Raw genomic sequence first — 25448 nt, 5'->3', positions numbered from 1 at the left:
GCTTCCTCATGGGTTACGGCGGGGTGATGCCGGGACTCTAACTATTCGGAATATAAAGATATGGTGCCGCCATTGAGTGCCGCCCTCGAGCTTGTCGACGAACCGGTCGGCACGGGAGGCGAACTCGTCGCGCTCCTGCACGCGCTCAACGCCCTGCGCAAGGGCCAGTCCGATGTCCGCCTCCCCAGCGACTGGACCGGCGTCGCCGGCAAGGTCGCCGACGCCTTCAACGACGTCGTCGAGATGAACGAGCGCATGGCCGCCGAACTGGGGCGGCTGTCGAAGTCGGTCGGTAAGGAAGGCAAGCTGAGCCAGCGCCTGAATCTGGGTGATGTCGGCGGCTTCTGGCGCGGTTCGGTGGAATCCGTCAACGACCTGATCGACGACCTGGTGCACCCGACGACCGAAACCGCACGCGTCATCGGCGCCGTCGCCCAGGGCGACCTGTCGAAGACCATGGCCTTGCAGATCGACGACCGGCCGCTGCAGGGCGAATTCCTGCGCACCGCCAAGACCATCAACACCATGGTGGAACAGCTGGGCGCCTTCGCCGCCGAAGTGACGCGGGTGGCGCGCGAAGTCGGTACCGAAGGCAAGCTGGGCGGTCAGGCCAAGGTTGAGGGCGTGTCGGGGACCTGGAAGGACCTGACCGACTCGGTGAACTCGATGGCGGGCAACCTGACCTCGCAGGTGCGCAATATCGCCGACGTGACGACCGCCGTGGCCAACGGCGACCTGTCGAAGAAGATCACCGTCGATGTGAAGGGCGAAATCCTCGAACTGAAGGACACCATCAACACCATGGTGGACCAACTTCGTTCTTTTGCGTCGGAAGTGACGCGGGTGGCGCGCGAAGTCGGCACCGAAGGCAAGCTGGGCGGCCAGGCCAAGGTGGAAGGCGTGTCGGGGACGTGGAAGGACCTGACCGACTCGGTGAACTCGATGGCCGGTAACCTGACCTCCCAGGTCCGCAACATCGCCCAGGTGACGACCGCGGTGGCCAATGGCGACCTGTCGCGCAAGATTACCGTGGACGTGAAGGGCGAAATCCTGGAGCTGAAGGACACGGTCAACGCCATGGTGGATCAGCTCAACTCGTTCGCCGCCGAAGTGACGCGGGTGGCGCGCGAAGTGGGTACCGAAGGCAAGCTGGGCGGCCAGGCCGATGTTAAGGGCGTGGCCGGCACCTGGAAAGACTTGACGGATTCGGTGAACATGATGGCCGGGAATCTCACCGGCCAGGTGCGTAACATCGCCGACGTGACGACCGCCGTGGCCAATGGCGACCTGTCGAAAAAGATCACCGTGGACGTCAAGGGCGAAATCCTTGAGCTTAAGGACACGGTCAACGCCATGGTGGACCAGTTGAACTCGTTCGCCGCAGAAGTGACGCGGGTGGCGCGCGAAGTGGGTACCGAAGGCAAGCTGGGCGGCCAGGCCGAGGTCAAGGGCGTGGCCGGGACGTGGAAGGACCTGACCGATTCCGTGAACTCGATGGCCGGGAATCTCACCGGCCAGGTGCGCAACATCGCCGACGTCACCAAGGCCGTGGCGGCGGGCGACCTGTCGAAGAAGATCACCGTCGACGTCAAGGGCGAAATCCTCGAACTGAAGAACACGGTCAACACCATGGTGGACCAGCTGTCGTCCTTCGCGTCGGAAGTGACGCGGGTGGCGCGCGAAGTCGGCACCGAAGGCAAGCTGGGCGGCCAGGCCGAGGTCAAGGGCGTCGCCGGCACGTGGAAGGACTTGACCGACTCGGTGAACATGATGGCCGGCAACCTGACCGGCCAGGTGCGTAACATCGCCGACGTGACGAAAGCCGTGGCGGCGGGCGACCTGTCGAAGAAGATCACCGTGGACGTCAAGGGCGAAATCCTCGAGCTGAAGGACACCATCAACGCCATGGTGGACCAGCTGAACGCCTTCGCGTCGGAAGTGACGCGGGTGGCGCGCGAAGTGGGCACCGAAGGCAAGCTGGGCGGTCAGGCCAAGGTGGAAGGCGTGTCGGGAACGTGGAAGGACCTGACCGACTCGGTGAACTCGATGGCCGGTAACCTGACGGCCCAGGTGCGCAACATCGCCGACGTGACGACCGCCATCGCCAACGGCGAGCTGAAGCGCAAGATCACCGTGGACGTGAAGGGTGAAATCCTCGAACTGAAAGACACCATCAACACCATGGTCGACCAGTTGTCGTCGTTTGCTTCCGAAGTGACGCGGGTGGCGCGCGAAGTCGGTACCGAAGGCAAGCTGGGCGGCCAGGCCGACGTGCAGGGCGTGGCCGGCACGTGGAAGGACCTGACCGACTCGGTGAACATGATGGCGTCCAACCTGACCGGTCAGGTCCGGAACATCGCCGACGTGACGAAAGCCGTGGCGGCCGGTGACCTGTCGAAGAAGATTACCGTCGACGTGAAGGGCGAAATCCTCGAACTGAAGAACACCGTCAACACCATGGTGGACCAGCTGCGATCGTTCGCCTCGGAAGTGACGCGGGTGGCGCGCGAAGTGGGCACCGAAGGCAAGCTGGGCGGCCAGGCCAAGGTCGAGGGCGTGTCGGGGACGTGGAAAGACCTGACCGACTCGGTGAACATGATGGCCGACAACCTGACGTCCCAGGTGCGCGGCATCGCCAAGGTCGTGACCTCGGTCGCCAATGGCGAATTGAAGCGGAAACTGACCGTGGAAGCCAAGGGCGAAATCGCCGAACTGGCCGACACCATCAACTCGATGATCGACACGCTGGCCACCTTCGCCGACCAGGTGACGACCGTGGCGCGTGAAGTGGGTGTCGAAGGCCAACTGGGCGGCCAGGCCAAGGTGCCGGGCGCATCGGGCACGTGGAAGGGGCTGACTGAAAACGTCAACCAGCTGGCCGCCAACCTGACGACCCAGGTGCGCGCCATCGCCGACGTGGCGACCGCCGTGACCAAGGGCGACCTGACGCGGTCCATCACCGTCGATGCGCAGGGCGAAGTCGCCGTGCTGAAAGACAATATCAACGAGATGATCCGGAACCTGCGCGACACGACGCAGAAGAATACGGAGCAGGACTGGCTGAAGACCAACCTGGCCAAGTTCTCGCGCATGTTGCAGGGCCAGCGCGACCTGATGAATGTCGGCCGCATGGTGCTGTCGGAACTGTGTCCGGTGGTCGGCGCGCAGCAGGCTGAATTCTATGTGCTGGACCAGCGCGGCAACGATCCCAAGCTGACCCTGCTGGCCAGCTTCGCGTCGAAGGGCAATGCCGACCTCGGCAAGCAGATCGACCTGGGGCAAGGCGTGCTGGGGCAGTGCGCGCTGGAGAAGCGCAAGATCCTGCTCAACGACCTGCCGGGCGACTACATGTTCGAGATCTCGTCGGGCCTGGGTTCGGGCGCTGCGCGGTCGGTCATGGTGCTGCCGCTGATCTTCGAAGGCGAGGCCAAGGGCGTGCTCGAACTGGCATCGTTCGACGGCTTCAATCCGCTCCACCAGGGGCTGCTCGACCAGCTGACGGAATCGATCGGCATCGTGCTCAACACGATCGAAGCCAATATGCGGACCGAAGGCCTCTTGACCCAGTCGCAGTCGCTGGCTCAACAGCTCCAGACCCGCCAGGAAGAACTGCAACAGACCAACGAGGCGTTGCAGGAAAAGGCCCGCCTGCTGGCGCAGCAGAACCAGGAAGTGGAACGCAAGAATTCCGAAGTCGAACAGGCCCGTCAGGAACTGGAAGACAAGGCCAAGCAGTTGGCGCTTACGTCCAAGTACAAGTCGGAATTCCTCGCCAACATGTCGCACGAACTGCGCACGCCGCTGAATTCGCTGCTTATTCTTTCCGACCAGCTGACCAAGAACCCGGAAGGCAATCTGACGCCGAAGCAGACCGACTCGGCCAAGACGATCCACGCCTCGGGTACAGACCTGCTGATGCTGATCAACGACATCCTCGACCTGTCGAAGATCGAGTCCGGCACGGTGGTCGTGGAATCGGGCGAACTGCGCCTAGACGACCTCAACGGCTACGTCAAGCGGACCTTCAACCACATGGCGGAATCGAAAAACATCGACTTCCTGGCCCATTTCGACGGCCGCCTGCCGCGCTCGATCTTCACCGACGCCAAGCGCCTGCAACAGATCATCAAGAACCTGCTGTCGAACGCCTTCAAGTTCACGCACCACGGCCAGGTCACGCTCAATGTCGAGACGGTGTCGAACGGCTGGTCGTCGGACCACGAGGACCTCAACCGCGCCTCGGAAGTGCTGGCCTTCTCGGTCACCGACACCGGCATCGGTATCGCCGCCGACAAGCAGATGATCATCTTCGAGGCCTTCCAGCAGGCCGACGGTTCGACCTCGCGCAAGTATGGCGGCACGGGCCTCGGCCTCGCCATCTCGCGCGAACTGGCGCGGTTGCTCGGCGGCGAAATCCGCCTGCATTCTGTGCCGGGCCGCGGCTCGACCTTTACGCTGTTCCTGCCGACGACCTATGCCCAGCGCACCCGCAAGGGCCTGTCCGAAGCCCTGGTCCGTATGGAGGTGCCGGCGCTGACCAAGATCGAGCTGCCGGAAACGGAACTGGCCGCCATCACCGCGGAAGCGCTGCCGGCGCTGCTGGCCAACGAGGTCGGCGACGACCGCGCCTTTATCCATTCGGGCGACCCGGTGGCGCTGATCGTCGAGAACGACCTCGGCTTCGCGCGCTTCCTCCTGGATGTTGCGCGCGCCAAGGGTTTCAAGGGCGTGGTCACCTCGCTCGGCGCCTCGGGTCTGGCGTTGACGCACGACCATAAGCCCGACGTCATCCTGCTCGATATCCACCTGCCCGACATGCAGGGCTGGCGGGTCATGGAGCGGCTGAAGAACGACCTGGCGACCCGCCACATCCCGATCTGCATGATCTCGACCGACGAATCGCGCGACCGCGCCCTGACTTCGGGCGCCATGACCTTCGTCACCAAGCCGATCCAGAACCACGAAACGGTCGACAAGCTGATGCAGCAGCTGTCCGATTATGTCGGGCGGCCCAAGCGCCACGTCCTGGTGGTCGGGCCTGACGGCGCACGCCGCGACGACATCGCCGCCCGGGTCGCCATCGATGGCATCGACGCCACGGTTGTGACGCCCGCCGCCGCGCTCAAGAAGATGAAGAAGGCGCTGCCCGACGCCGTCATCCTGGCGGGCGCCGGTGCCGAGGTCGCCGACGAACTGCTGCGCCGCGGCGAGGCGGAGGAGGTCATTGTCGGCCGCACGCCCGTCATCGTCTTTGGCGACGCCGGGGAGGCTGACCTGAAAGCCCTGTCTGGCCTCTACCCCGTGGCGCATGTCCAGTCGGAAGACAGGCTGCTCGACGTGTTGACGCTGCACATCCATCGTCCGGTCGACACGCTGCCGGACGGCGTCCGGTCCACGGTGTCGGGGCTGCATGAATCGAACAGGCTGTTGGTCGGCAAGAAGGTGCTGATCGTCGACGACGACGCGCGCAACATCTTCGCCCTGACCAGCGTCCTGGAAGAGCAGGAGATGAACATCGTGTCGGCCGACAACGGGCGCGAGGCCATCAATATCCTGATGGACGATCCCGATATCGACATCGTGCTGATGGACATCATGATGCCCGAGATGGACGGCATGGAGACGATCCAGGAGATCCGCAAGGTGTCGCGGTTGAAGAACCTGCCGATCGTCGCGGTCACCGCCAAGGCCATGAAGGGCGACCGCGAAAAGTGCATCGAGGCCGGCGCCTGGGATTATCTGTCGAAGCCGGTGGATTCGGCGCAGATGATCACCGTGCTGCGCGCCTGGTTGCACCGGTGAGGGGGCCGGGGGTGGCGAGGATAGAAGAGACAATGAGTGCAATGAGTACCCATCCGGGACCGGAGCAGATCCTGCTGGTCGACGACCGGCCGGCCAACCTGATGGTCTACCAGACCATACTGGAAGAGCTTGGCCAGACCCTAATCACGGCCAATTCGGGCGAGGAGGCGCTGAAACTCGTATTGAAACACGACTTCGCCGTCATCCTGCTCGACGTCAACATGCCGACAATGAGCGGCTTCGAGACGGCGGCCTTGATCCGCAAGCGCAAGAAGTCGGCATCGACGCCGATCATGTTCCTCACGGCGTTCACCGACGAGATGAACATCATCCAGGGCTACGAATCCGGTGCCGTGGATTTCATGCCGACACCGGTGGTGCCGTCGGTCTTGAAGGCCAAGGTCAGGGTATTTATCGAGCTGGCGCGCATGAAGCGGCTGGCGGCGTCGCAGGCCGAGGAGCGGGCGCGCCGCGAGGCGGCCGAAGACCAGGCGGCGACTTTCGCTTTCCTGGCCAAGGTCAGCGAAGACCTGGCGCGTGCGCGGACGCGGCAGGACTTCATGCGGACCCTGGCGCGGCTGCCGGTGCCGGACATGGCCGAGGCGGCGCTGGTGTGGTTCAAGAACGGTGATCATCCCGACAGTATCGAGTGGGCTTCGTCGGACGAGACCCTGGTGGCCAGCCCGCCGGTGATCGACCGCCTGGAGCCGGCGGTCGGCCGCGTCATGCTCGACGGGCGGCCCAGCCTGTTCGCCGATGTGGTCGGCGGGGTCATGTCCTATGCGCAAATCCTGCCGTTGACCGTGCAGGGCCGTGCCGAGGGCGTGCTGGTGCTGGGGTCGCGGCAGATGCGGGCGCAGGTTTCGCCCCTGGCCAGTGACCTGGCGGCGCGGGCAGGCGTGGCGCTGGAAAATATCATGTTGTTCGAGCAGGTGCAGGAGGCCGACCGGCGCAAGGACGAATTCCTGGGCATGCTGGCGCATGAGCTGCGAAATCCGCTGGGACCGATCTATAATTGCCTGCAATTGCAGCGCATGTTGCGGCCGGACGATGCGCGGCAGGGCCAGGTGCGCGAGACGATCGAGCGCCAGATCAAGCATATGGGCCGGCTGGTCGACGATCTGCTGGATGCGACACGGCTGGCCCACGGCAAGATATTGTTGCGCAAGGAGCGCTGCGACCTGACGCAGGTGGTGCGGCAAACGGTCGAGGATTATCGCAACGTGCTGGAGGCTTCCAGCATGATGGCGACGGTCGAGGTGCCTTCGGAGCCCGTGTGGATCGAGGGCGATCCGACGCGGCTGGTGCAGGTGGTGGGGAATCTGCTGCACAATGCGCACAAGTTCAGCCACTCGGGCGGGACGATCACGGTCCGGCTGGATCGCGACGGCGACCATATGGCGCGGATCAGCGTGCGCGATGCGGGAATCGGGATCGAGCCTGCCATGTTGTTGCATGTGTTCGACGTTTTCCGGCAGGCGGAGCAGGGGCTGGACCGGTCGCGCGGCGGGCTGGGCCTGGGCCTGGCCCTGGTCAAGGGTCTGGTGGCCTTGCATGGCGGCAGCGTCGAGGCGCGCAGCGAGGGTTTGAATACGGGCGCGGAGTTCCGAATCCGCTTGCCGGTGATCGGGGCTGTAGCCTTGCCTGAGACGCGTCTGGAACAGCCGGCGCGGCGCGAGACGGTGCGCAAGATTCTGGTCATCGACGACAATCGCGATGCGGCCGAGAGTCTCGGCATGCTGCTGCAACATGACGGGCATGCGGTGGAGATTGCGTTCGGGGCCGAGGAGGGATTGCGTCTGGCGCGCGATCATCGGCCGGAGGTGATCCTGTGCGATATCGGGCTGCCGGTGATGGACGGATACCAGGTGATCCGGCAGATCCGGGCGGACAAGAGTCTGGCGCGGGCCTATGTGATGGCTCTGACTGGATATGGGCGCGAGGAGGACCAGAAGCGGTCGCGCGAGGCGGGGTTCGATCTGCATCTGACCAAGCCGATCGACCGGGCCACGCTGACGGCGGCGCTGGAGAGGGCGCGGCGGTCGAAGGCCATGGTCGTGTAGCTCGGATGGCAAATGGGGTGTGGGGTCCGTGACCCCACAAACCTTGTCTTTTCAATAAAGTAAGCCTCGCCTGAAAGGGCGAGGCTTACTTTATTGAGTAGGAAAGGCTTGGGGCCGCAGGCCCCAAACCCCGTTAGTTATCTCAGCTTCCGCCGTAGCCGCCGATCACCGGCAATATCTCACCCGTAATATAGCTCGACATCTGCGCCGACGCCAAAAACACATAGGCCGGCGCGATCTCCTCCGGCTGGGCCGGGCGCTTCATCGGAACCTGCTCGCCGAAATGCGCCACCTGAGGCGCCTCCTTGTCGGACGGATTGAGCGGCGTCCACACCGGCCCCGGCGCCACCGCATTGACCCGGATTCCCTTCGGCATCAGATGCGCCGACAAGGACCGCGTAAACGCGTGAATCCCGCCCTTGGTCATCGAATAGTCGAGCAGGTTCTTCGAGCCCTGAATGCCGGTCACCGACCCTGTATTCACGATCGCTCCGCCCGCCTGCAAATGCGGAGCCGCCGCCTGCGCCATGTTGAAATAACCATAGAGATTGGTCTTCAGCGTCCGGTCGAAATGCTCGAGCGTCAGATCCTCGAACTCCATCACATGCAACTGGAATGCCGCGTTGTTGACCAGGATATCCAACCGGCCAAACTCATCGACCACAGACTTCACGACCTCGAAACAAAAGGCGCGATCCGACACATCGCCCGGAATCACAACGCACCGGCGCCCTTCGGCCTCGACCGCCGCCTTGGTATCCTCGGCGTCCTGGTGCTCATTCAAATAGACGATCGCCACATCGGCGCCCTCGCGCGCATACAATACTGCCACGGCGCGGCCGATCCCGGAGTCCCCGCCGGTGATGATCGCCACCTTGTCCTGTAACTTGCCCGACCCCTTGTAGTAAGGCGCGTCGTACATCGGCTTGAGCGCCAGATCGGCCTCGACACCCGGCGTCTCAAGGTGCTGGCCTGTCAGCGGCGGCTCCGGATACTTGCGTGCCCCAGCCTGCATGGCGCCCTGCTGCGCCTGCTTGGGCTGCTGGTTCTCGCGGCGCTCAAGGTCTTCTTGGATGCGGCGCTGCGCCTCTGCGGTGGCCTCGCCTTGCTGTTTGTAATCGTGCTGGGTATCGGGAGGTGACATGTGGGGGCTCTCTGCTCGAAACGCGCCCCGACCCCTCCTTGCAATAGTCCACGCCCCCGTAAAGACGCGATAGCTTCGGGATTAGGGAAGGTAAGGGATCCACAGATTACACAGATTACACAGATTTTTTCCGAGGTCGTTGCGAGCACCCGCGCTGCGCCGCTACCGCGGCGACTACAGAAATAAGTGCGCGAAGCGCGCCGGAATCGCTGTCGACGGCGCCGCGGTAGCGGCGCCCGCATAGGCAATGATGTCTGCTCGGAATAATCTGCGTAATCTGTGTAATCTGTGGATCACTTCCCTTCTCTTACTCCGCCGGAATCTTCAATGCCTCCAACACTTCGCGCGGTAAAGATTGGCGTAAAGAGAAAAAATCCGTCCACGGATCATTCTTCCGCTCGCGCAGGTAATCGGGAACGGTTTCCAGAGTCCAGACCGAAGGCTTCAGATCTACCGTCAGTTCCCGCCAATCGATCGGCATGGCCACCGGCGCGCCGGGACGCGCGCGAACGCCATAGGCCGTGACCGCCGTCGCCGTATGGTCGTTGCGCAGATAGTCGACGAAAATCTTGCCCTTGCGCGCCGCCTTCGACGCCGTGGCGATATAGCGCTTGGGATCGTCGTGCGCCATGGACTGCGCCACCGCGCGTGTAAAAGCCTTGATCGCGTCCCAGCCGAACTCCGGCGTGATGGGGATCACGACGTGGATGCCCTTGCCGCCGGTCGTCTTGACGAAGCTGTCCAGACCGAACTCACGCATCCGCTCCCGGATATCCAGCGCGCCGTCGATGACGTCGCGCCACTCGGACTCGGGATCGGGATCGAGGTCGAAAATCATGCGGTCGGGCTTATCGGGATCGGCGGCCATGCAGCCCCACGGATGGATTTCGATGGCGCCCCATTGCACCAGGCTGACCAAACCATCGACGTCCTTGATCATGATATACTCTTCGTTACGGCCGTTGACGTGGATGCCGGTATCGAAGACGTGGGCGATATTGCCCTGGCCCAGGTGGCGCTGAAAGAAACACTGGTCGCCGATGCCTTCGGGACAGCGGATCATCGAGATCGGCCGCTCCGCCACATGCGGCAGGATATGGTCGGCGATGTCGAAATAGTACTGCGCAAGATCGACCTTGGTGATGCCCTGTTCCGGGAAGATAACGCGATCGGGATGGGTGATGGTGATGCCGCCGACCTCTTCGCCCTTGCTCTTCTTTGCGGTGGCCATGGGGCGTCTCCTGACGGGTTCGGCTTCGAGGTCCTGGGTATGGACGGGCCGGTCGCGGCCGACCTCTTTCGCGGGCTTGTCCTCACGCAGGCCCTGGAAGGACGGGTGGCGCAGGCGGTTGTCCGGCGTCCATTCGGTGAACTCGATCTCGCACACCAGCTTCGGCGTTACATATACGGCTTCGCGTCGCACTTCGGGCGGCACGGCTTCGAAAGCCTCTTCCGCGACCAGCCCGTCGAGGGCCTTGCGCAGATCGTCGCCGTCCGCATCATCGAAACCCGTGCCGCATTTGCCGGCGTAAAGGAACTTGCCGTCTTCGTAATAGCCGAGCAGCAGGGCGCCGACGCCGCGCCGGGCATGCTTGGGCTCGGTAAAACCGCCGATGACGAATTCCTGGCGCTTGTGGCACTTGACCTTCAGCCAGTCGCCGCCGCGGCCGGGACGATAGGGCGCATTGCCGCGCTTGGCGATCAGCCCTTCCATGCCCATGCCGCAGACCTTGCCCAGCAGGCTGTCATCGGCCTCGGTAAAGTGCTCGGACAAGACGACCTGGCCGCGAAGATCGACCGGCTTCAACAAAGCGGCCAGCCGTGCCTTGCGCTCGATCAGGGGCCGGCGCCGCAGCTCCTCGCCGTCGAGGTGCAGCAGGTCGAAGACGTAATATTGCAGGGCAGCCGTGCGGTTTTCATCGTGCAAGACCGATTGCAGCGTCTTGAAACTGTGCGTCTGGTTGGCGTCGGCTGCGACGATCTCGCCATCGAGTATGGCCGAGCTTACGCCAAGCCGTTCCAAAAGCTTCGGTATCGGCGCGAACTTGGGTGTCCAGTCCAGCCCCTTGCGCGTCAGCAAGCGCGCCTTGCCGTTTTCGATCAGGGCCTGGACGCGGTAGCCGTCGAACTTCAGCTCGAACAGCCAATCCGGCCCTTCCGGCACGCCGTCGGCCAGGGTCGCCAGTTCCGGCTCTGTGAATTTAAGTGGGACGGACGATGCGGGCGTGCGCGTGGGCTTTTTTTTTGAGCCGGTGGCCTTTTCGGCCTTGGGTTCTGGCTTTGCCTTGGTCTTGTGCCCGGATTTCCAGACGTCGTCGCCCTCGGCAATCTCCTCCATCGTCCGTTCACTGACGATACTGGAGGCTTGGGTTTCCAGCCACGCCTCGGCGTCATCCTCGTTGGCAAATTCGTCGCGGTGCTTGATCAGCAGCCAGTTGTGGCGGCCGTGGTCCTGCGGCCGGTCGCGCATCCGCGCCAGCACCCATTCGCCCTTCAGCCGCTTGCCGTTCAGCCGGAATTTCAAATCGCCCTTTTCCAGCATCTTCTCGGGATCGCCCATGGGTTCCCACGTGCCTTCGTCCCACAGCATGACCGTGCCGCCCCCGTATTCGCCCTTGGGGATCGTGCCCTCGAAATCGCCGTAGGCGACCGGATGGTCCTCGACTTCGACCGCCAGCCGCTTGTCGGCGGGATTGAAGCTTGGGCCGCGCGTCACGGCCCATGATTTCAAAACGCCGTCGAGTTCGAGGCGGAAATCGTAATGCAGCCGCGTCGCCGCGTGTTTCTGGATCAGGTAGCGATGCCCTGGCGTCTTGCCCACCCTGCCGGCGGGCTCGGCTGTTTTCGTGAAGTCGCGCTTGGCGTTGTACTTCGATAACGGGGCACCTTCGGCCATGGTTCAGCTCGCTTTTCTGCGATGGGAATGTGAAGCCGCCTTCTTCGGCGCCGCCGTTTTGCGGGCAGGGCGCTCGCGCGGTTCGGGTTTGCGTGGCGCCGGTTCCTTTTCCGCCAGGCTCTTGCGCAGGGCGTCCATCAGGTTGACGACCTTGGGCTGCGGCTGCTCCTCCTCGACGGCGACCGGCTCGCGGTGTTCGATCTTGGCCTGGATCAGCTCCTTCAGCGCCTCGCGGTAGTGGTCGTGGAACTTGCCCGGGTCGAATTTCGCCGTCTTGCGCTTGATCAGTTCCTCAGCCAGGTCGAGCTCTTCCGACGACGACGGCTTTTCGCGGATGTCCTCGAAATAAGGGTCGGCGTCGCGGACCTCGGTCTCATAGCGCAAGGTGATCAGCATCAGGCCACTGCCATAGGGCTTGACGCAGCACAGGCGCTCGCGCCCGGCGATCGCCAGCTGGCCCAGGCCCATCGTCTTGCTGCCGCGCAAGGCGTCGCGGATGACGGCGAAGGTCTGCTCGTCGCTGTCGCGCTGCGGGGCGACGAAATAGGGACTGTCGAAATAGACGTCGTCGACGTCCTCGACCTTGACGAACTGGGCGATGTCGAGCGTTTTCGACGACTTGATCTTCAGGTCGTCGATCTCGTCCGGTTCCAGCAGGACGTACTGGCCCTTCTCGACCTCGTAACCCTTGATGATGTCGTCGCGCTCAACCTCGTCGCCATCCTCGGTGACGTTGAGGCGATGCACGCGCTCGCCGGTCTTGCGGTAGATTTCGTGCAGCGGCACCGCCTGCGCCCGGTTGACAGCCGAATAGACGCTCACCGGCAGGGTCACCAGCGACATCCTGAGATTTCCACTCCAATAGGGCCGCGCCGCCATGACCTGTCCTCGCTGCAAACCAATCCAATTGGGATGCCGCAAGGCCGCTAAAAAGTCGAAGCGAGGCCGGACGGGGCCGATAAGAAAGCGGTTAAACTACTTCTTGGTGGTCTCGACGTGGCCGCCGAAGCCGAAGCGCATGGCCGACAGGATTTTTTCGCCGAACGTGCCTTCGACACGCGAACGGTAGCGGGCATACAGCGAAGCCGTCAGCACGTGCGCCGGGACCTTTTCCTCCATGGCGGCCTCGACCGTCCACTGGCCTTCGCCGCTGTCGGACACGTGCGTGCCGAAGGCGTCGAGCTTTTCGTCGCGCGCCAGCGCGCTGGCCGTCAGGTCGAGCAGCCACGAGGTGACGACCGAACCGCGGCGCCAGACTTCGGAGATATCGACCAGGTCGAGATCGAAGCGCTCGCCTTCAGGCAGGTTCGGCGAATTCTTGCCCTTCAGGATGTCGAAGCCTTCGGCATAGGCCTGCATCAGGCCGTATTCGATGCCGTTGTGCACCATCTTGACGAAGTGCCCCGAACCGGCCGGACCGGCGTGGATATAGCCGCGCTCGGCACGGTCGTCGCGGCCTTGGCGGCCGGTCGTGCGGGGAATCTCACCCATGCCCGGCGCCAGCACCGAGAAGATCGGATCGAGGTGGTCGACGACATCCTTCTCGCCGCCGATCATCATGCAATAGCCGCGTTCCAATCCCCAGACGCCGCCCGACGTGCCGACGTCGACATAGTGGATGCCCCGCGCCTTCAGCGTCTTCGCGCGGCGGACGTCGTCCTTGTAGAAGGTATTGCCGCCGTCGATGATGATGTCGCCGCGCGTACCCATGTCGGCCAGCTCGGCGATCGTCTGCTCGGTCGGCCCGCCCGCCGGCAGCATGACCCACATGATGGCCGGCTGCTGCGACTTGCCGAAACCCAGAACTCCCTTCGAGGGCTGGGCCAGCAGGTTATGGACGTCATACAGTCCGGTGGCGGGAATGGCCCCTTCCGACGCCATGGTGGCGACAGCGTCCGCGTCGCGGTCATAGACCACGACCTCATGCCCGTTGCGCATCAGCCTGCGCGCGATATTCGCACCCATGCGGCCGAGGCCGATCATACCCAACTTCATCACACAATCCCCAGGCGGTACTAATTTATTTTTGTTACGGAGTTACATGCCTGATAGCCGCGCGCCTGTCCAATTGGCAAGCCTGTCAGGCGTGCCGATTGTGACATTTCTTTTGCGACCGCGTCTTAGCTGTGACAGCTGCAGCCCTGAAACAGGGCGATTTCGACCGCATGGGCAAAACGATCGGACGCACCGTCGGCATAGGCCAGGTACAGGTCCGGCTCAATCAGCTCCAGCTCCATCAGGCAGAACCGACCTTGTGCATCGCGTACCATATCGACACGGGCGTAAAGCAGGCGATCGGCGCCGATAAAGTCGATCGTCTCGGCCGCCAGCAGCAGGGCTTCGGGCGGCGGGGGCAGGGTGCGAAGATGCGCTTCATAGTCGGGCTGCGAGCGGAAATCGCCCGATTTTGGCGTCTTCAGCACGGCGTGCGAAAATTCACCGGCGAAGAACAACAGCGACCATTCGCCTTCCGACTGGATGGCCGGCATGAAGGGCTGGATCATGGCCTCGCCCTTTGGCGGGCCCGCCTTGTCCTCGATGGCGTCGAACGCCAGCATGTCGCCGTCGCGCCAGACGAGGGTGTTCTTGGCGCCGGCCGACACGACCGGCTTGACCACCAGCGTGTCGCCGAAATCGGCGGTCGCTTCCTTCAGCAGGTCTTCGCTCACGCGATCGACGAAGCGCGTCGGGATGACGCGGACACCGGCCTCGATGAGGTCGCGCAGGTAGCGCTTGTCGACGTTCCACGACACGATGTCGGCGGGATTGAAGATGCGCTTTTCGCGGGCTTTCAGATCGGCCATGACACCGCGAAAACGCTCGGGCGCATTGTGATAGCCCCACGCGACCAGCGGCACGATCAGGTCGTAATCGCGCGTCAGCGGCTCGGACCACGGGGCGTCGAAGATCTCGACGTCCAGCCCCGACAGGGCCTCGCGATAGGCGTCGAGCACATAGGGCCAGCGGCCGTGATGCGACGGCGTTTCCGGATCGGGCGTAAAAAACAGTAGCGTCTTGGTCATGCAGCCTCTATTCGACAACGGAAACTATAAGGCAACCGCTAAATGAACCCCACCTACGACATCACCGCCGTCGGCCACGCCATTGTCGACGTTCTGGCCGCCAGCGATGACGCCTTCCTGGCCACGCATGACCTGGTGAAGGGGGCCATGACCCTGATCGATCCCTACCGCGCCACCAGCCTGTTCGAGGCTATGGCGGATACGGAACAGGCTTCGGGCGGTTCGGCGGGCAATACCATCTCCGGCGCGGCATCGTTCGGCGCCAAATGCGCCTATGTCGGCAAGGTGGCGCACGATGCCTTGGGCGACGTCTTTAGCCGCGACCTGAAAAAGATGGGCGTGAACTTCACCACCCCGTACCTGACCAACGATCCGGCGCACACGGGCCGCTGCCTGATCAATGTGACGCCGGATGGCCAGCGCACCATGGCGACCTATCTCGGCGCCGCCGCCCTGATCTCGCCGGACGACCTCGACGCCGCCGTCATCCGCGAGTCCCAGATCGTCTATCTGGAAGGCTATCTCTTCGACTCGCCGTCGGGCCGCGAAACCTTTGCCAAGGCGTCGCAGATTGCGCGTGCCGCGCATCGCAAGGTGGCTATCACCCTGTCCGACACCTTCGTCGTCGACCGCTGGCGCAACGACCTGCTGGCTTTCATCGATCGCCATATCGACATCGTCTTCGCCAACGAAGGCGAGCTTCTGTCGCTGTTCCAGACCGACGATTTCCTGCATGCGGCGGGCTATATCCGGGGCCGCGTGCCGATGTCGTTCGTCACGCGCGGCGCGCAAGGTTCGATGGTCATCACGCCCGAAGACACGATCATGGCCAAGGCCGCGCCGGTCGACGCCGTGGTCGATACCACGGGCGCCGGCGACCAGTATGCGGCGGGCGCCATGTACGGCCTGACGCACGGCCTGGAGCTGAAGCGCTGCGCCGAGCTGGGTTCGCTGGCGGCCGCGGAAGTCATCGGCCATTTCGGCCCACGCCCGCATGTCAAGCTGGGTGACCTGGCAAAGTCGAAGGGCCTGCTTTAGGCCTGACGCCGTTTTAGGGCGACATAGAGCGCGCCCGTTCCGCCGTGGCGGGCGTGCGCCTGGCTGATGCCGGCGACGATATGGCCCAGTTTCGGATCGGCCAGCCATTCCGGCGCGTTGCGTTTCAGAATGCCGTTTTCCGCCATGCCCTTGCCGGTGATGACCAGCACGGCGCGATAGTCGTTGGCATAGGCCTGTTCGACGAAGCTTTTCAGCCGCGCCTCGGCCGCGATCGAATTCATGCCGTGCAGGTCCAGCCTGGCCTCGATCGGATCGCGTTCGCGGCTTAGGCGGCGTTTGCGGCGGGGCTCGATGGGGTCCGGTTCGAACTTCGGGCTGTCGTAGGACAGGGTGAAGCCGGCGGGGCGTTTGGCGGCGTCGCCGATGCGGAAGGGCGTCAGCGGAACGGCCTTGACCGGCTGGGCGACCATGGGCTCGGCCATGCCCTTTACGCGTACGGTTTCCGGTTCGGGCTGAGGTTCGGGTTTTGGCGCGGGACGGGCTTCGCGCGGGCGCACGGTCGCGGTGACCAGCGCCCACAGACGCGCATCTTCCGATTTCAGACTGAACCTTGCCATTGCGCTGCAACGTAAAGGAAAAGTGGTGGGGATAGAAGGGGCGAATTCTCCTCCCTACCCGTAGGGTGGGGAGGAGTGTCGGAGTTTTAATAATCTTCCGACTGGAAGGCCTGCAGCTGGCGCGTCAGGCGTTCGCCGCGGCGGCCGGCGGCAAGCGCCGCTTCCGACAGGCGCTGGACCTGTTCGTTGCCGCCCTGGCGCGCCAGGATTTCGAGCGCGCCGTTGATCACGCCCAACATCTGGGCGAAGTCCTGGGCGACGTCGCCGGTCAGGCGGCCGACCGTCTCATAGCGCCGGGCGGTCGACAGAGCCTGGTTGAGCTGTTCGACGCGCGCATGCATCTCGGCGTGCTGGCCCTGCGCCATTTGCAGGCTCTGCTGCAACTCGGCCTGTTGCGCCAGCGATTGCGACAGGCTGTGCTGAAGCTCTTCGAAGCGGCCGTTCAACGCGTCGATATCGACCGCCGGCTGGGCGTTGAGGCGCGCCTGGGCGTCGTCATAGGCAGCCTGCCACTTCTTCATTTCGAACTGGGCTTCGCTGAGCTTCTTTTCCCATTCCGACGTGTCGGCCTTGGGGGCCGGCGCCTCGGCGATGGCGCGCAGTTCGGCCAGATAGTTTTCGCGTTGCGCCTTGACCGTGCGCAGTTCCTCGGCCAGGGCCTGGCTTTCGGTCTGCGCCGAGCCCAGGGCGGCGTTCAGCTCTTCTATGCGGGAATCGCGATGGTCGGTGGTTTCGACCATGCGCGGCGCCAGCAGGATTTCGCCCAGCTGCAATTGCAGCTCGTTGCGGGCGTCCGACGTTTCCTTGAGCTGGGCTTCCAGCGTGGCGATGCGGTCCTCGAACACGCCGGTATCGACGACGACCGGTTCGGGGCGCGCTTCAAGCGTTTCGACCTTCTGACGCAGGTTGATCTCGGCCATGGCGGCATCGGCCAGTTCGGCATCGAGTTTTTCCAATCGCGCCTTCAACTGTGCGTTTTCAGCGGCGACGGCCGGATCGGGTTCGCGCACCACGACAGGCTCGGCTGCGGGGCGCGATTCCAGTGTTTCGACTTCGCGCTTCAGGTTACCGGCAACCGTGTTGGCGTCCAGCAGTTCCGCGTTCAGCAGTTCCAGTTTGGCCTTGAGCTGTTCGTTCTCCGCAACCACGGTGGCGTCCGCCTCGATCACCACGACGGGTTCGGGCGCGGGCGCATCGGCCTTGGCGCGCAGGGCTTCGGTTTCGGCCTGCAAGGTCTGCACCTGCGCCTTGAGCGTCTCGTTTTCCGCGACCGTCGCCGGATCGGGCTCTTTCACGATCACCGGCTGAGGCGCATCGGCCCAGCCATAGACATCGGACTGTGCGGGCGCGGCGGCCTTCGCAGCCTCCACCGCCTCGGCCGCAGCCTTTTGCGCAGCTTCGAGACGGGCCTCGAAGTCCTTGCGGGCAGCAGCGGCAGCCTCGGCCCTGGCAGCTTCGACATCGGCCTCGGTGAGGCCGGTGGTTTCGATGACCGGTTCGGCGTGGCCTGTCCGGAAGGTCGTGGAATCGAAGGCGATGCCGAAGACCTGACGGTTGCCGTCGGCGTCGCGGGTCGACTGGCCTTTCAGCGTGATCCAGTGTTCGCGGCCGTCCTTGTGGACGACGCGGATATCCATGTTGAGGGCGATGCTGTCGCCGGCCAGCAGGCGGGTGAATTCGGCATCGGCGCGGCCCTGGTCCTCGTCCGAGATCAGGGTCGGCCCGCCGGGTTCCTCGCGGCCGATCAGGCGGCGCATGCCTTCGTCCTCGATGATGGCGTCGACCTCGGGATCGTATTGCCAGACCCCGACGCCCAGCGCCGCAAGGGCGCGTTCGGAATTGCGCAGGTCTTCCAGTTCCTGGGCGTCGTCGTCGGTAAGCGAGGCAGCGGACGGTGCCGGCATGGGAGTCTCCGGTTGGGGCGTTCCGGTGAGAATGGGGCGGTCGTCCTTGATCGCCATGACGGTCAGGCCGTGTTCGCCGCCTTCGTGGCTGTGGACGGCCCAGGCGCTGACCAGGGTCTGACGTTCGATGCCTTCGGCGCCTTTCAGCGTCAGGCGCACGGCCTCGGCATGGTCGGGCGTGGTGTCGTCCTGGCTGTCGCCGAGGTAGTCGAGGGCGGTCTGGAAATCGGCGTCGGCGACGAAGAGCTGCGCCCAATTCTGGCCCAGCACATCCTCGCGCTTCATGTCGAAGGCGTCGAGGGCCGCCGTGTTGACGTCGAGAATCTGGCCCTTGGGGTCCAGGCCCCAGAACGGGGCGGCGGCGGCGGCGAACCAGTGGCCGCGCCAGATGCCGGCGATGTCGTCGACGCCTTCGCCGGCGGTGGCTTCGATTTCGACCATGGCCGAGGTCGAGCCGATGACTTCGCCGTTGGAATTCATGATCGGCATCGAGGTGACGCTGACCAGGATCTTGTCGTGGCTGCCGTGGTTGACGATCAGGTGCTGGAAGCCCTTGACCGTCTGGCCGCGCAGGGTCCGCGCGATCGGCAGCATGTCGGCGGGAATGGTGCGGCCGTCGGGGAAGGCGATGCCCCAGGTGGCCGAATGGAAGCGCAGGCCGATCAGCTCATTGTCCTTGCGGCCCAGAAGCGCGTGGGCGGCCTTGTTGGCGAAAGTGAACTTGCCGGTATTGTCGGTTTCGACCAGGGCGACGGGCACGGCGTTCAGCACGTTGAACATCCGGCGTTCCAGGGTGTCGATCTTGCGTTCGGCTTTGAACAACAGGTCCTGGAACTGCTTGACCTTGAACGACTTGCTCGCCACGAGAACACCGAGGCCCAGCGATACAAGCAGAAAGAAGCCCGTGGCGATGCCAAGGACGACGTTCAATTGTTCCGGGCTCGTAAATAACATGCTCGGTAATCCACCCTTGCCTCGTTTTGCGGCCTGTCGGAATTTGTAACAGGGCGCACTTGCTTTCCCGCACCTGCAAAAACCGTACCTGAATAAGGTTGCGAGGTAATTATCTTACATCACAAATGTTTAAGGGCGCGTTTGTCAAAGGCAAATGTCAATCGTGTGAAGGGCTTGCCGCAGGTGCGGCCGTAATTCTCCTTCCCATCGCAGATAGGGCGCCGACCTATTGCTTGCCGAACCACCTCTGGCTCAGCTTGTCGTAGGTTCCGTCCTCGCGCAGGGTCAGCAGCGTGGCGTCGACCGGCTTGCGCAGGGGGCTGCCATTATGGAAGGCGAAGCCATAGTCCTCGGACCGGAAGACCGGACCGGCGACACTGTCCTTGTCGGCCCCGTCGTGGGTAGCGATATATTGCAGCACCGGCGCGTCGTAGACGACGGCGTCGACACTTTTGTCGTTCAACGCCTTCACCGCGTCCTCGATGTGGGCGAACGGCTTCACGTGGGCGCCGGCGCCGGCCAGGTAATCCGCCGAGGTGGTGCCGGCCACCGTCGCCACCACCTTGCCCGGCAGGTCGTCGGGGCCGTTGATCTGGCTCTTGATCTGCTGGACGGTCAGGCTGGCGGTCAGGGTCGCGGTGTAGAAGGCGACGAAGACCACGCTGGTGAACATCCATAGCACGGCGACAATGCGCGACGCCCAGTGGCGCGGCATGGAATCCGCCTGGGTCGCCAGCGTGCCCAACCCCCAGAAGAAGGCCTGGAAGATACCCGGGAAATAGGATTTCGAGGCGATCATGCCTTCCGGGTGGCGGCGCTCGAGGAACCAGACGATGTGGGCGGGGATGACGGTCAGCGCCGCGGCTATGCCGAGCCATACCAGCACGGCCGGCGAGAACAGCAGGTGCATCAGGCTGGTGAAAGCCGTCGCCTCGGGCGGTGCATGCTCGCTGCGCACCAGGATCTGCAGGCCGGCATTGAGCATGGGCTGCGAGAAGTCGTATTGCAGGTCGCGTTCGGCGGTGATCGAGATGGCGCCCGCGCCGACATCGGCCTTTCCGGAGGAGATGGCGTCGAGCTGCGCCTTGACGTCGGGAACGGCGACGTACTGGGTTTGCCAGTGCTCGCGCTGGGCGATGGCGTCCCACAGGTCGATGGTGAAGCCGGTGAAATGCCCGTCCGCCTGCTGCTCGACGAAGGGCGGCAGCACGCGGACCGCCACCTTCAGCGTCTGGCCCTGCGCCATCGCTGCGGCGGGAAACACCGACAGCAACAGAAAAACGGCAGCCAGCAGTTTCGCCAAAAGCTTTTTATGCATCGCAATCCTCCCCGGATGCGATTGCATCGGCCTGTGGCCCGGAATTGTCAAGCGGTCAGGGATTGGGTTCCGTTCGGCTTGAGCGCAAGCCGGGTGGTTCGGCCGTTCGCCAGGAGGGTGATGGTCTGTGGCTTGAGGTCGATGCCTGTGGCCGACACCAGCCGCCCGGCCTTGTCGGTCGTGATCCGGCCCGTGCCGCCGACGGTGGCGACAGCCTTTCCCGACACGGTCAGGGTCGCGCCGTCCTTGCCGTAGCGCAGCTCCGCCGCCTTGCCGGCGTCGGTCGTCATCGCAAAGACAGCGCCCTGCGCCGCCGGATGCCAGGGGCGGATATTCCAGTGGAGATGCTCAGGCGTTTCGTCGATGCCGGCCAGCCGCCAGGTATAGTCCATCAGTACCAGGGCCGCCGGCGAATAACCGGTCGGGTCCTCGGCGTTGAAGACGCCGGTCAGCGGGTCCATCTGCTGGCGGAAGGTGCCGTCTGCGACCAGCGCTCGGCCCCAGGCGTCCATCATCTGGCCGAATTCCGCCGGACGGCCGTAATGTTCCATCCAGCGCGGCGCGCGCAGCGCCGTCAGGGCCTGCGATGCCCCGCCCCACGAATTGCGCGGGATCGGCCGCACGAACTTGGGGTCGTCGAGCGCGATCGACGGCAGGGGATAGGGCGCCCAGAAGGCCGTCGGTTTGGAAATCTGCCGCGTCCACAGGTCGTCGAACGTCTTCTGGTCGACGACATGCTCACCGCACATGCGCGTCAGCACGTCGCCGCGCACCTTGACGAACTGGTTGTTGGCATCGAGGTCGTAGAAGGCGGCGTCTTCGGGAACGTAAAGCTTCGACAGGATGAGCGCACGCATCTGTTCGGCGCTTTCCGTCCAGCGGTCGGCCTCTGTAGTCTTGCCCAAAGCCTTCGCCATGTCGGCCAGTGCCTTGCGCGCACCATATGTGGTGGCCGACAGGTCGGGGCACAGCCACGGCAGATTATAGCCCGAAGGGAAAAGCTTGGCGTCCTTGTTGGGGCATTGCGCCGGAATGCCCGCCCAGCGCGGCGAATTGTCGTGGCCGGTATCGTAGGTGCAGAAGCCCTCGGTCAAGCCGGTCCCGCGCGTATTGCGGTGTTTCAGCAGCCAGGCGTCCCACATCGAACACGCGGTATAGGTCGCGTTCAACAATTCGTCGTCGCCGGTGGCGCGCGCGATTTCCCACGCCGTGGCGGCGACCGGCACCACCATCTGGATCTGGCCGAAGCCGGTCTCGGTGACCTTGTTGTTGCACGGCAGCTGGCCGTCGGCGCGTTGCAGCTCGAAGAAGCACATATGGCTGTACTTGGCCACATCGGGGCGGAATTTGCGGTAGACCAGCGACTCATGCGGCCCGCATTCCATCCAGATACCCTGATAGGCCGAGCCCTCGATCAGCACCGGATGCGAATAGCGGGGCATGGTCTGGACGTTGCCGTCGAGCACGCTGAGCGCCTTGTCGTAGGCGGCCTGCCAACTTGCATTCGTCGTGGTGAAGCGCGGGGCACCAGCGGTTTCAGCTCGGGCGGAAGGCGCCCAAAAGGCCGCTGCGCCGGCGGCCAGAAGCGAGCGACGGTCGATCATTTACCCGTCTCCACGTGCACCCAGTCGATATCGACATAGCCGTTCGGCACGTCGGTGCCGTTGGCCGCCTTGATATAGGTGAACAGGCCAGGCCGGGACCCCTTCCACCACGAAAAGCGCGCCAGCGGCAGGGCATCGCCGAACGGCGTAAACGCCTTGCCGTCCTGGCTGTAACTGAAGCGCACGGTCTGGTCGGCGGCAACCTCGGCACGGATCTGTATCGTACCGGAAATCTCGGGGCCGGGCGTCTCGACGCCTGCCGAGGCGAAGGTCAGATGCGTCTTGCCGCCATCACGCACGGCGCCCAGCCACACCGGCTTGACACCGAACAGCACCAGGCCCGCGCGCTGGCCGTCCGCCATATGGCTGAGATCGAGCTTCGCCGTGACGGTAGACGACGGGCCTTGCAGAATCTGCGTCAGGGTGTTGCGGGCCTGGACCAGTTGCTCGGCGGGGCCGGCGGTCAGGCGCAGGTAACCTTTACGCGCCTTCAGGCTCCACTTCGCATTGTCGGGATTATGGTTCCATTCCCATTGCAGGCCGAGTTTGGCCGAGGAAAACTCATCGGAGTCCTTCAAACGGTCGTTCGTCCACGCGCGGGTGTCGGGCGCGGCGTGGCTAAGGACCGGCTGGCCGTCATCGCCCATGACCGGCCAGTCATCCTGCCAGCGCACGGGTTCCAGATAGTCGATGCGTCCGAACGCTCCGGTCGAGTTGAAATGGATGAACCAGCCCTGGCCCGATGGTGTCTCGACATAGCCGCCCTGGTGCGGGCCTTGCACCGACGTCGAGCCTTTTTCCAGTACGGTCTTCCATTCGTAGGGGCCGTAGATATTACGCGCGCGCCCGACCGCCTGGCCGCCCTTGTCGACCCCGCCGATCGGCGCGAAGATATAGTACCAGCCGTTGCGCTTATAGAGCTTGGGGCCTTCCAGCACCGGCAGGTTGACCTTGTCCTCGGCGATGACCTTGCCAGAATCGAGGACCTTGGTGCCGTCGGCGCTCATCCTGTGCAGGATCAGCGGGCCGGCTCCGACCTTTCCATGAACCAGATAGGCCTGGCCGTCGTCGTCCCAGAACGGGCAGGGGTCTTCGTAGCCCAGCCCCGCCAGCACAGGGACCGGCCGCGACCACGGGCCTTCCGGGGTCTTGGCCGTCGCCATGAAGACGCCTTCGTCGGGCGTCGGCCAATAGACGTAGAACAGGCCGTTATGGTGGCGGATGGCGGGCGCCCAGACGCCGCCGGCATAGCGCAGGCCCTTGCCGACGGGCTTAGATACCGCATCGGTCAGGGTGAACGGCGGCACCATGTCGTAGGACGGCGAGAAGTCGAGGCGCGGCAGGACGTGACCCACGATGCGCCAGTGCACCAGATCGCTCGATTTCAGGACCGGAAGGCCGGGCGAGAAATGAAAGCTGGACGCCACCAGATAGTAGTCTTTTCCAACACGGATCACGTCGGGATCAGAATAGTCGGCGTAGAGGATCGGGTTGGTATAAGTATGTGTGGCCGCCATGGCGGGGGCGGCAAGCAAGGCTGCGGCGAACAGAAGCGTCTTCATGCGCCACACAGCCGGGACACGTCGGTCTTGGCCAGGATAAAGGGGCGCGGATCAGGCGCGTCGGTCCTGACCTTGAAATCGATCAGCGTCAGGCCGTCGACGTGGCGCGCCCACAGCCCGTACGCTGGGGCTTCGTTGCCCCAGTCCTTGAGCATCTCGGCGTCGGGATAGAGGTTGTACATTTCGGGAATGGTGGCCTCATCGACCGGCGGTTTCGACGACGCGCGCTGCGACAGGTCGACGTCGCGGATGACGACGTCTTCGATACGCCGCGCCGGAATGCCGATGAGGAATGAGCCGCGCGGACCGTTATCCGTGCCGCGGATATGCTCGAACACGACACGGCGCAATGTCCCCGGTGCGGGCTTGGGCTGATCCGGCTGGACGCGGCCGCGATCGTCGAGCCGCATGAACAGCGGGCTGCGCGCATTGTTGATGGTGATATCGGTCGCCAGGATGTTTTCGGCGTGGCCGCCGTCGACGATCTCCCACGAAATGCCGGAAATGGCACCGACACCCTTGATGCGCCGCATGGCCTCGGTCGGACCGCCCAGTGTCAGGCGCCGCGCCAGCACATTGCGGAAGACGCTTTGCGAATCCGTGCCGAGCTTCAGCGCATTGCACGAACTGAAGACCGTGCAGTCCTCGACCAGGATGTTTTCGCCGGGCGCCTGCGCCGCGCCCTTGAAGCAGATGCCGTCGTCGCCCGAGCTGATATGGCATTTGCGCACGATGACATTGCGGCAGCCGTCGATATCGATGCCGTCATTGTTCCAGTTGGCCTGGTTGTCGATCGTCAGCCCCTCGATCAACAGGTCGTCGCAGTTGAGATAGTTCTGCATCCAGCACGGCGAATCCTTCATTGTCAGGCCGCTGATATGGACGGATTTGCAGTCGATGATGCGCAGGATGAAGGGCCGGCCAGGCGTGCCGTGGATGGTCTCATTGCCTTTGAACTTGTCGCCGCGTCCGTCGATCGTGCCGCCGCCCGAAAGGGCGATATTGCGCAGCCCTTCGGCGAAGATCAGCGACTGGTTCATGCCCATATTCGTGTCCTGGACCGTTCGGCGTTTCGCCACGTGCTCGGGCCAGTCCTTAAGGTCCAGGCTGCCGAGCAGCCGCGCGCCTTTGGCGACATCGAAGCGGATATTGTCGCGAAGGACGATCGTGCCGCTGGTATAGTCGCCGTGGGCCAGCCGCACCGTGCCGCCGCCCTTGGCCGCGCAGGCGTCGATGGCCTTCTGGATGGCGGTGGTGGCCAGCGTACCCGGCTTGTAACCGAACGCTTCGGGCGTCATCACGCGCTTCGGTCCCGACCACGGTTTCAATCGCTGCGTCAGCTTGACCGCCATGGCTTCGAGATCGCGCCGCAGGGGCGCGACCCAGTCCGGAACCGCGCAGGTCTGCGCGCGCGCCGAGGACGCCACGGCCAGGGCGGCCAGCGATATGCCGAAGGTGCGGCGGGACAGATTGGACATGAGCGTTTCCGATTTTTGGCGGATGGTACCGCGTGACCGAAAAGAAAAAAAGCCCGGCCACCAGGGAGCAATGGCCGGGCAGTA

The 25448-nt window shown here is 64.0% G+C and carries 14 protein-coding genes; 3 read left to right on the top strand and 11 right to left on the bottom strand.

Going from position 1 to position 25448, the window contains the following annotated elements:
* The first annotated feature begins 72 nt into the window (after nt 1-72).
* A complete protein-coding gene (locus AB8717_RS16850; RefSeq protein ID WP_443748472.1) occupies nt 73-5802 on the top strand; it encodes a HAMP domain-containing protein in 5730 nt (1909 codons plus the stop codon).
* Between the two features lie 41 nt (nt 5803-5843).
* A complete protein-coding gene (locus AB8717_RS16845) occupies nt 5844-7865 on the top strand; it encodes a response regulator (RefSeq protein ID WP_443748471.1) in 2022 nt (673 codons plus the stop codon).
* A 142-nt stretch (nt 7866-8007) separates the two neighbouring features.
* Here AB8717_RS16845 and AB8717_RS16840 read toward each other — a convergent pair whose 3' ends face one another.
* From AB8717_RS16840 to AB8717_RS16820, 5 genes are all read right to left on the bottom strand, one after another.
* Nucleotides 8008-9009 carry an SDR family oxidoreductase gene (locus AB8717_RS16840; RefSeq protein ID WP_443748470.1) on the bottom strand — a complete coding sequence of 334 codons (1002 nt, stop codon included), beginning with the start codon at nt 9007-9009 and terminating at the stop codon, nt 8008-8010.
* Nucleotides 9010-9316: 307 nt separating this feature from the next.
* Nucleotides 9317-11905, bottom strand: a complete 2589-nt coding sequence (ligD, locus tag AB8717_RS16835; protein WP_443748469.1) for a DNA ligase D — start codon at nt 11903-11905, stop codon at nt 9317-9319.
* 3 nt (nt 11906-11908) lie between these two features.
* A complete protein-coding gene (ku, locus tag AB8717_RS16830) occupies nt 11909-12784 on the bottom strand; it encodes a non-homologous end joining protein Ku (protein ID WP_443748468.1) in 876 nt (291 codons plus the stop codon).
* A gap of 96 nt (nt 12785-12880) precedes the next feature.
* Nucleotides 12881-13900, bottom strand: a complete 1020-nt coding sequence (gnd, locus tag AB8717_RS16825; protein WP_443748467.1) for a phosphogluconate dehydrogenase (NAD(+)-dependent, decarboxylating) — start codon at nt 13898-13900, stop codon at nt 12881-12883.
* A 125-nt stretch (nt 13901-14025) separates the two neighbouring features.
* Complete coding sequence (locus AB8717_RS16820; protein ID WP_443748466.1) at nt 14026-14928, bottom strand: ATP-grasp domain-containing protein; 903 nt, start codon at nt 14926-14928, stop codon at nt 14026-14028.
* A 42-nt stretch (nt 14929-14970) separates the two neighbouring features.
* Between AB8717_RS16820 and AB8717_RS16815 the strand changes: the two genes are divergently transcribed.
* A complete protein-coding gene (locus AB8717_RS16815) occupies nt 14971-15966 on the top strand; it encodes an adenosine kinase (RefSeq protein WP_443748465.1) in 996 nt (331 codons plus the stop codon).
* Here AB8717_RS16815 and AB8717_RS16810 read toward each other — a convergent pair.
* The 6 genes from AB8717_RS16810 to AB8717_RS16785 form a co-directional block, all read right to left on the bottom strand.
* The gene (locus AB8717_RS16810; RefSeq protein WP_443748464.1) at nt 15963-16544 is read right to left on the bottom strand and encodes a Smr/MutS family protein; all 582 of its coding nucleotides are present in this window, start codon (nt 16542-16544) and stop codon (nt 15963-15965) included. The two genes, AB8717_RS16815 and AB8717_RS16810, sit on opposite strands and share 4 nt — an antisense overlap.
* An 86-nt stretch (nt 16545-16630) precedes the next feature.
* Nucleotides 16631-19402 (bottom strand): PAS domain S-box protein, encoded by a 2772-nt coding sequence (locus tag AB8717_RS16805; protein ID WP_443748463.1) that lies wholly within the window; start codon nt 19400-19402, stop codon nt 16631-16633.
* A gap of 226 nt (nt 19403-19628) precedes the next feature.
* Nucleotides 19629-20720, bottom strand: coding sequence for a transporter substrate-binding domain-containing protein (locus AB8717_RS16800; RefSeq protein WP_443748462.1), 1092 nt, complete (start codon nt 20718-20720; stop codon nt 19629-19631).
* A 47-nt stretch (nt 20721-20767) separates the two neighbouring features.
* On the bottom strand, nt 20768-22324 hold the full coding sequence (locus AB8717_RS16795; RefSeq protein ID WP_443748461.1) for an MGH1-like glycoside hydrolase domain-containing protein: 1557 nt from the start codon (nt 22322-22324) through the stop codon (nt 20768-20770).
* A complete protein-coding gene (locus AB8717_RS16790; protein ID WP_443748460.1) occupies nt 22321-23886 on the bottom strand; it encodes a glycoside hydrolase family 43 protein in 1566 nt (521 codons plus the stop codon). Before AB8717_RS16790 ends, AB8717_RS16795 begins: the two co-directional genes overlap by 4 nt.
* A complete protein-coding gene (locus tag AB8717_RS16785) occupies nt 23883-25364 on the bottom strand; it encodes a glycoside hydrolase family 28 protein (protein WP_443748459.1) in 1482 nt (493 codons plus the stop codon). The genes AB8717_RS16790 and AB8717_RS16785 overlap by 4 nt, the downstream gene beginning before the upstream one ends.
* Nucleotides 25365-25448: the final 84 nt, after the last annotated feature.

The organism is Asticcacaulis solisilvae (assembly GCF_052327315.1).
Classification (GTDB): domain Bacteria; phylum Pseudomonadota; class Alphaproteobacteria; order Caulobacterales; family Caulobacteraceae; genus Asticcacaulis; species Asticcacaulis solisilvae_B.
Note: the sequence above shows the minus strand (reverse complement) of the source record. Positions and strands in the feature narration are given on the sequence as shown.

Excerpts from the sequence above, each read along its gene's own strand:
- ligD (WP_443748469.1), bottom strand. The coding sequence starts at position 11,905 with ATGGCCGAAGGTGCCCCGTTATCGAAGTACAACGCCAAGCGCGACTTC.
- gnd (WP_443748467.1), bottom strand. The coding sequence starts at position 13,900 with ATGAAGTTGGGTATGATCGGCCTCGGCCGCATGGGTGCGAATATCGCG.
- AB8717_RS16810 (WP_443748464.1), bottom strand. The coding sequence starts at position 16,544 with ATGGCAAGGTTCAGTCTGAAATCGGAAGATGCGCGTCTGTGGGCGCTG.
- AB8717_RS16790 (WP_443748460.1), bottom strand. The coding sequence starts at position 23,886 with ATGAAGACGCTTCTGTTCGCCGCAGCCTTGCTTGCCGCCCCCGCCATG.
- AB8717_RS16845 (WP_443748471.1), top strand. The coding sequence starts at position 5,844 with ATGAGTACCCATCCGGGACCGGAGCAGATCCTGCTGGTCGACGACCGG.
- ku (WP_443748468.1), bottom strand. The coding sequence starts at position 12,784 with ATGGCGGCGCGGCCCTATTGGAGTGGAAATCTCAGGATGTCGCTGGTG.
- AB8717_RS16795 (WP_443748461.1), bottom strand. The coding sequence starts at position 22,324 with ATGATCGACCGTCGCTCGCTTCTGGCCGCCGGCGCAGCGGCCTTTTGG.
- AB8717_RS16820 (WP_443748466.1), bottom strand. The coding sequence starts at position 14,928 with ATGACCAAGACGCTACTGTTTTTTACGCCCGATCCGGAAACGCCGTCG.
- AB8717_RS16805 (WP_443748463.1), bottom strand. The coding sequence starts at position 19,402 with ATGTTATTTACGAGCCCGGAACAATTGAACGTCGTCCTTGGCATCGCC.
- AB8717_RS16800 (WP_443748462.1), bottom strand. The coding sequence starts at position 20,720 with ATGCATAAAAAGCTTTTGGCGAAACTGCTGGCTGCCGTTTTTCTGTTG.
- AB8717_RS16785 (WP_443748459.1), bottom strand. The coding sequence starts at position 25,364 with ATGTCCAATCTGTCCCGCCGCACCTTCGGCATATCGCTGGCCGCCCTG.
- AB8717_RS16815 (WP_443748465.1), top strand. The coding sequence starts at position 14,971 with ATGAACCCCACCTACGACATCACCGCCGTCGGCCACGCCATTGTCGAC.
- AB8717_RS16840 (WP_443748470.1), bottom strand. The coding sequence starts at position 9,009 with ATGTCACCTCCCGATACCCAGCACGATTACAAACAGCAAGGCGAGGCC.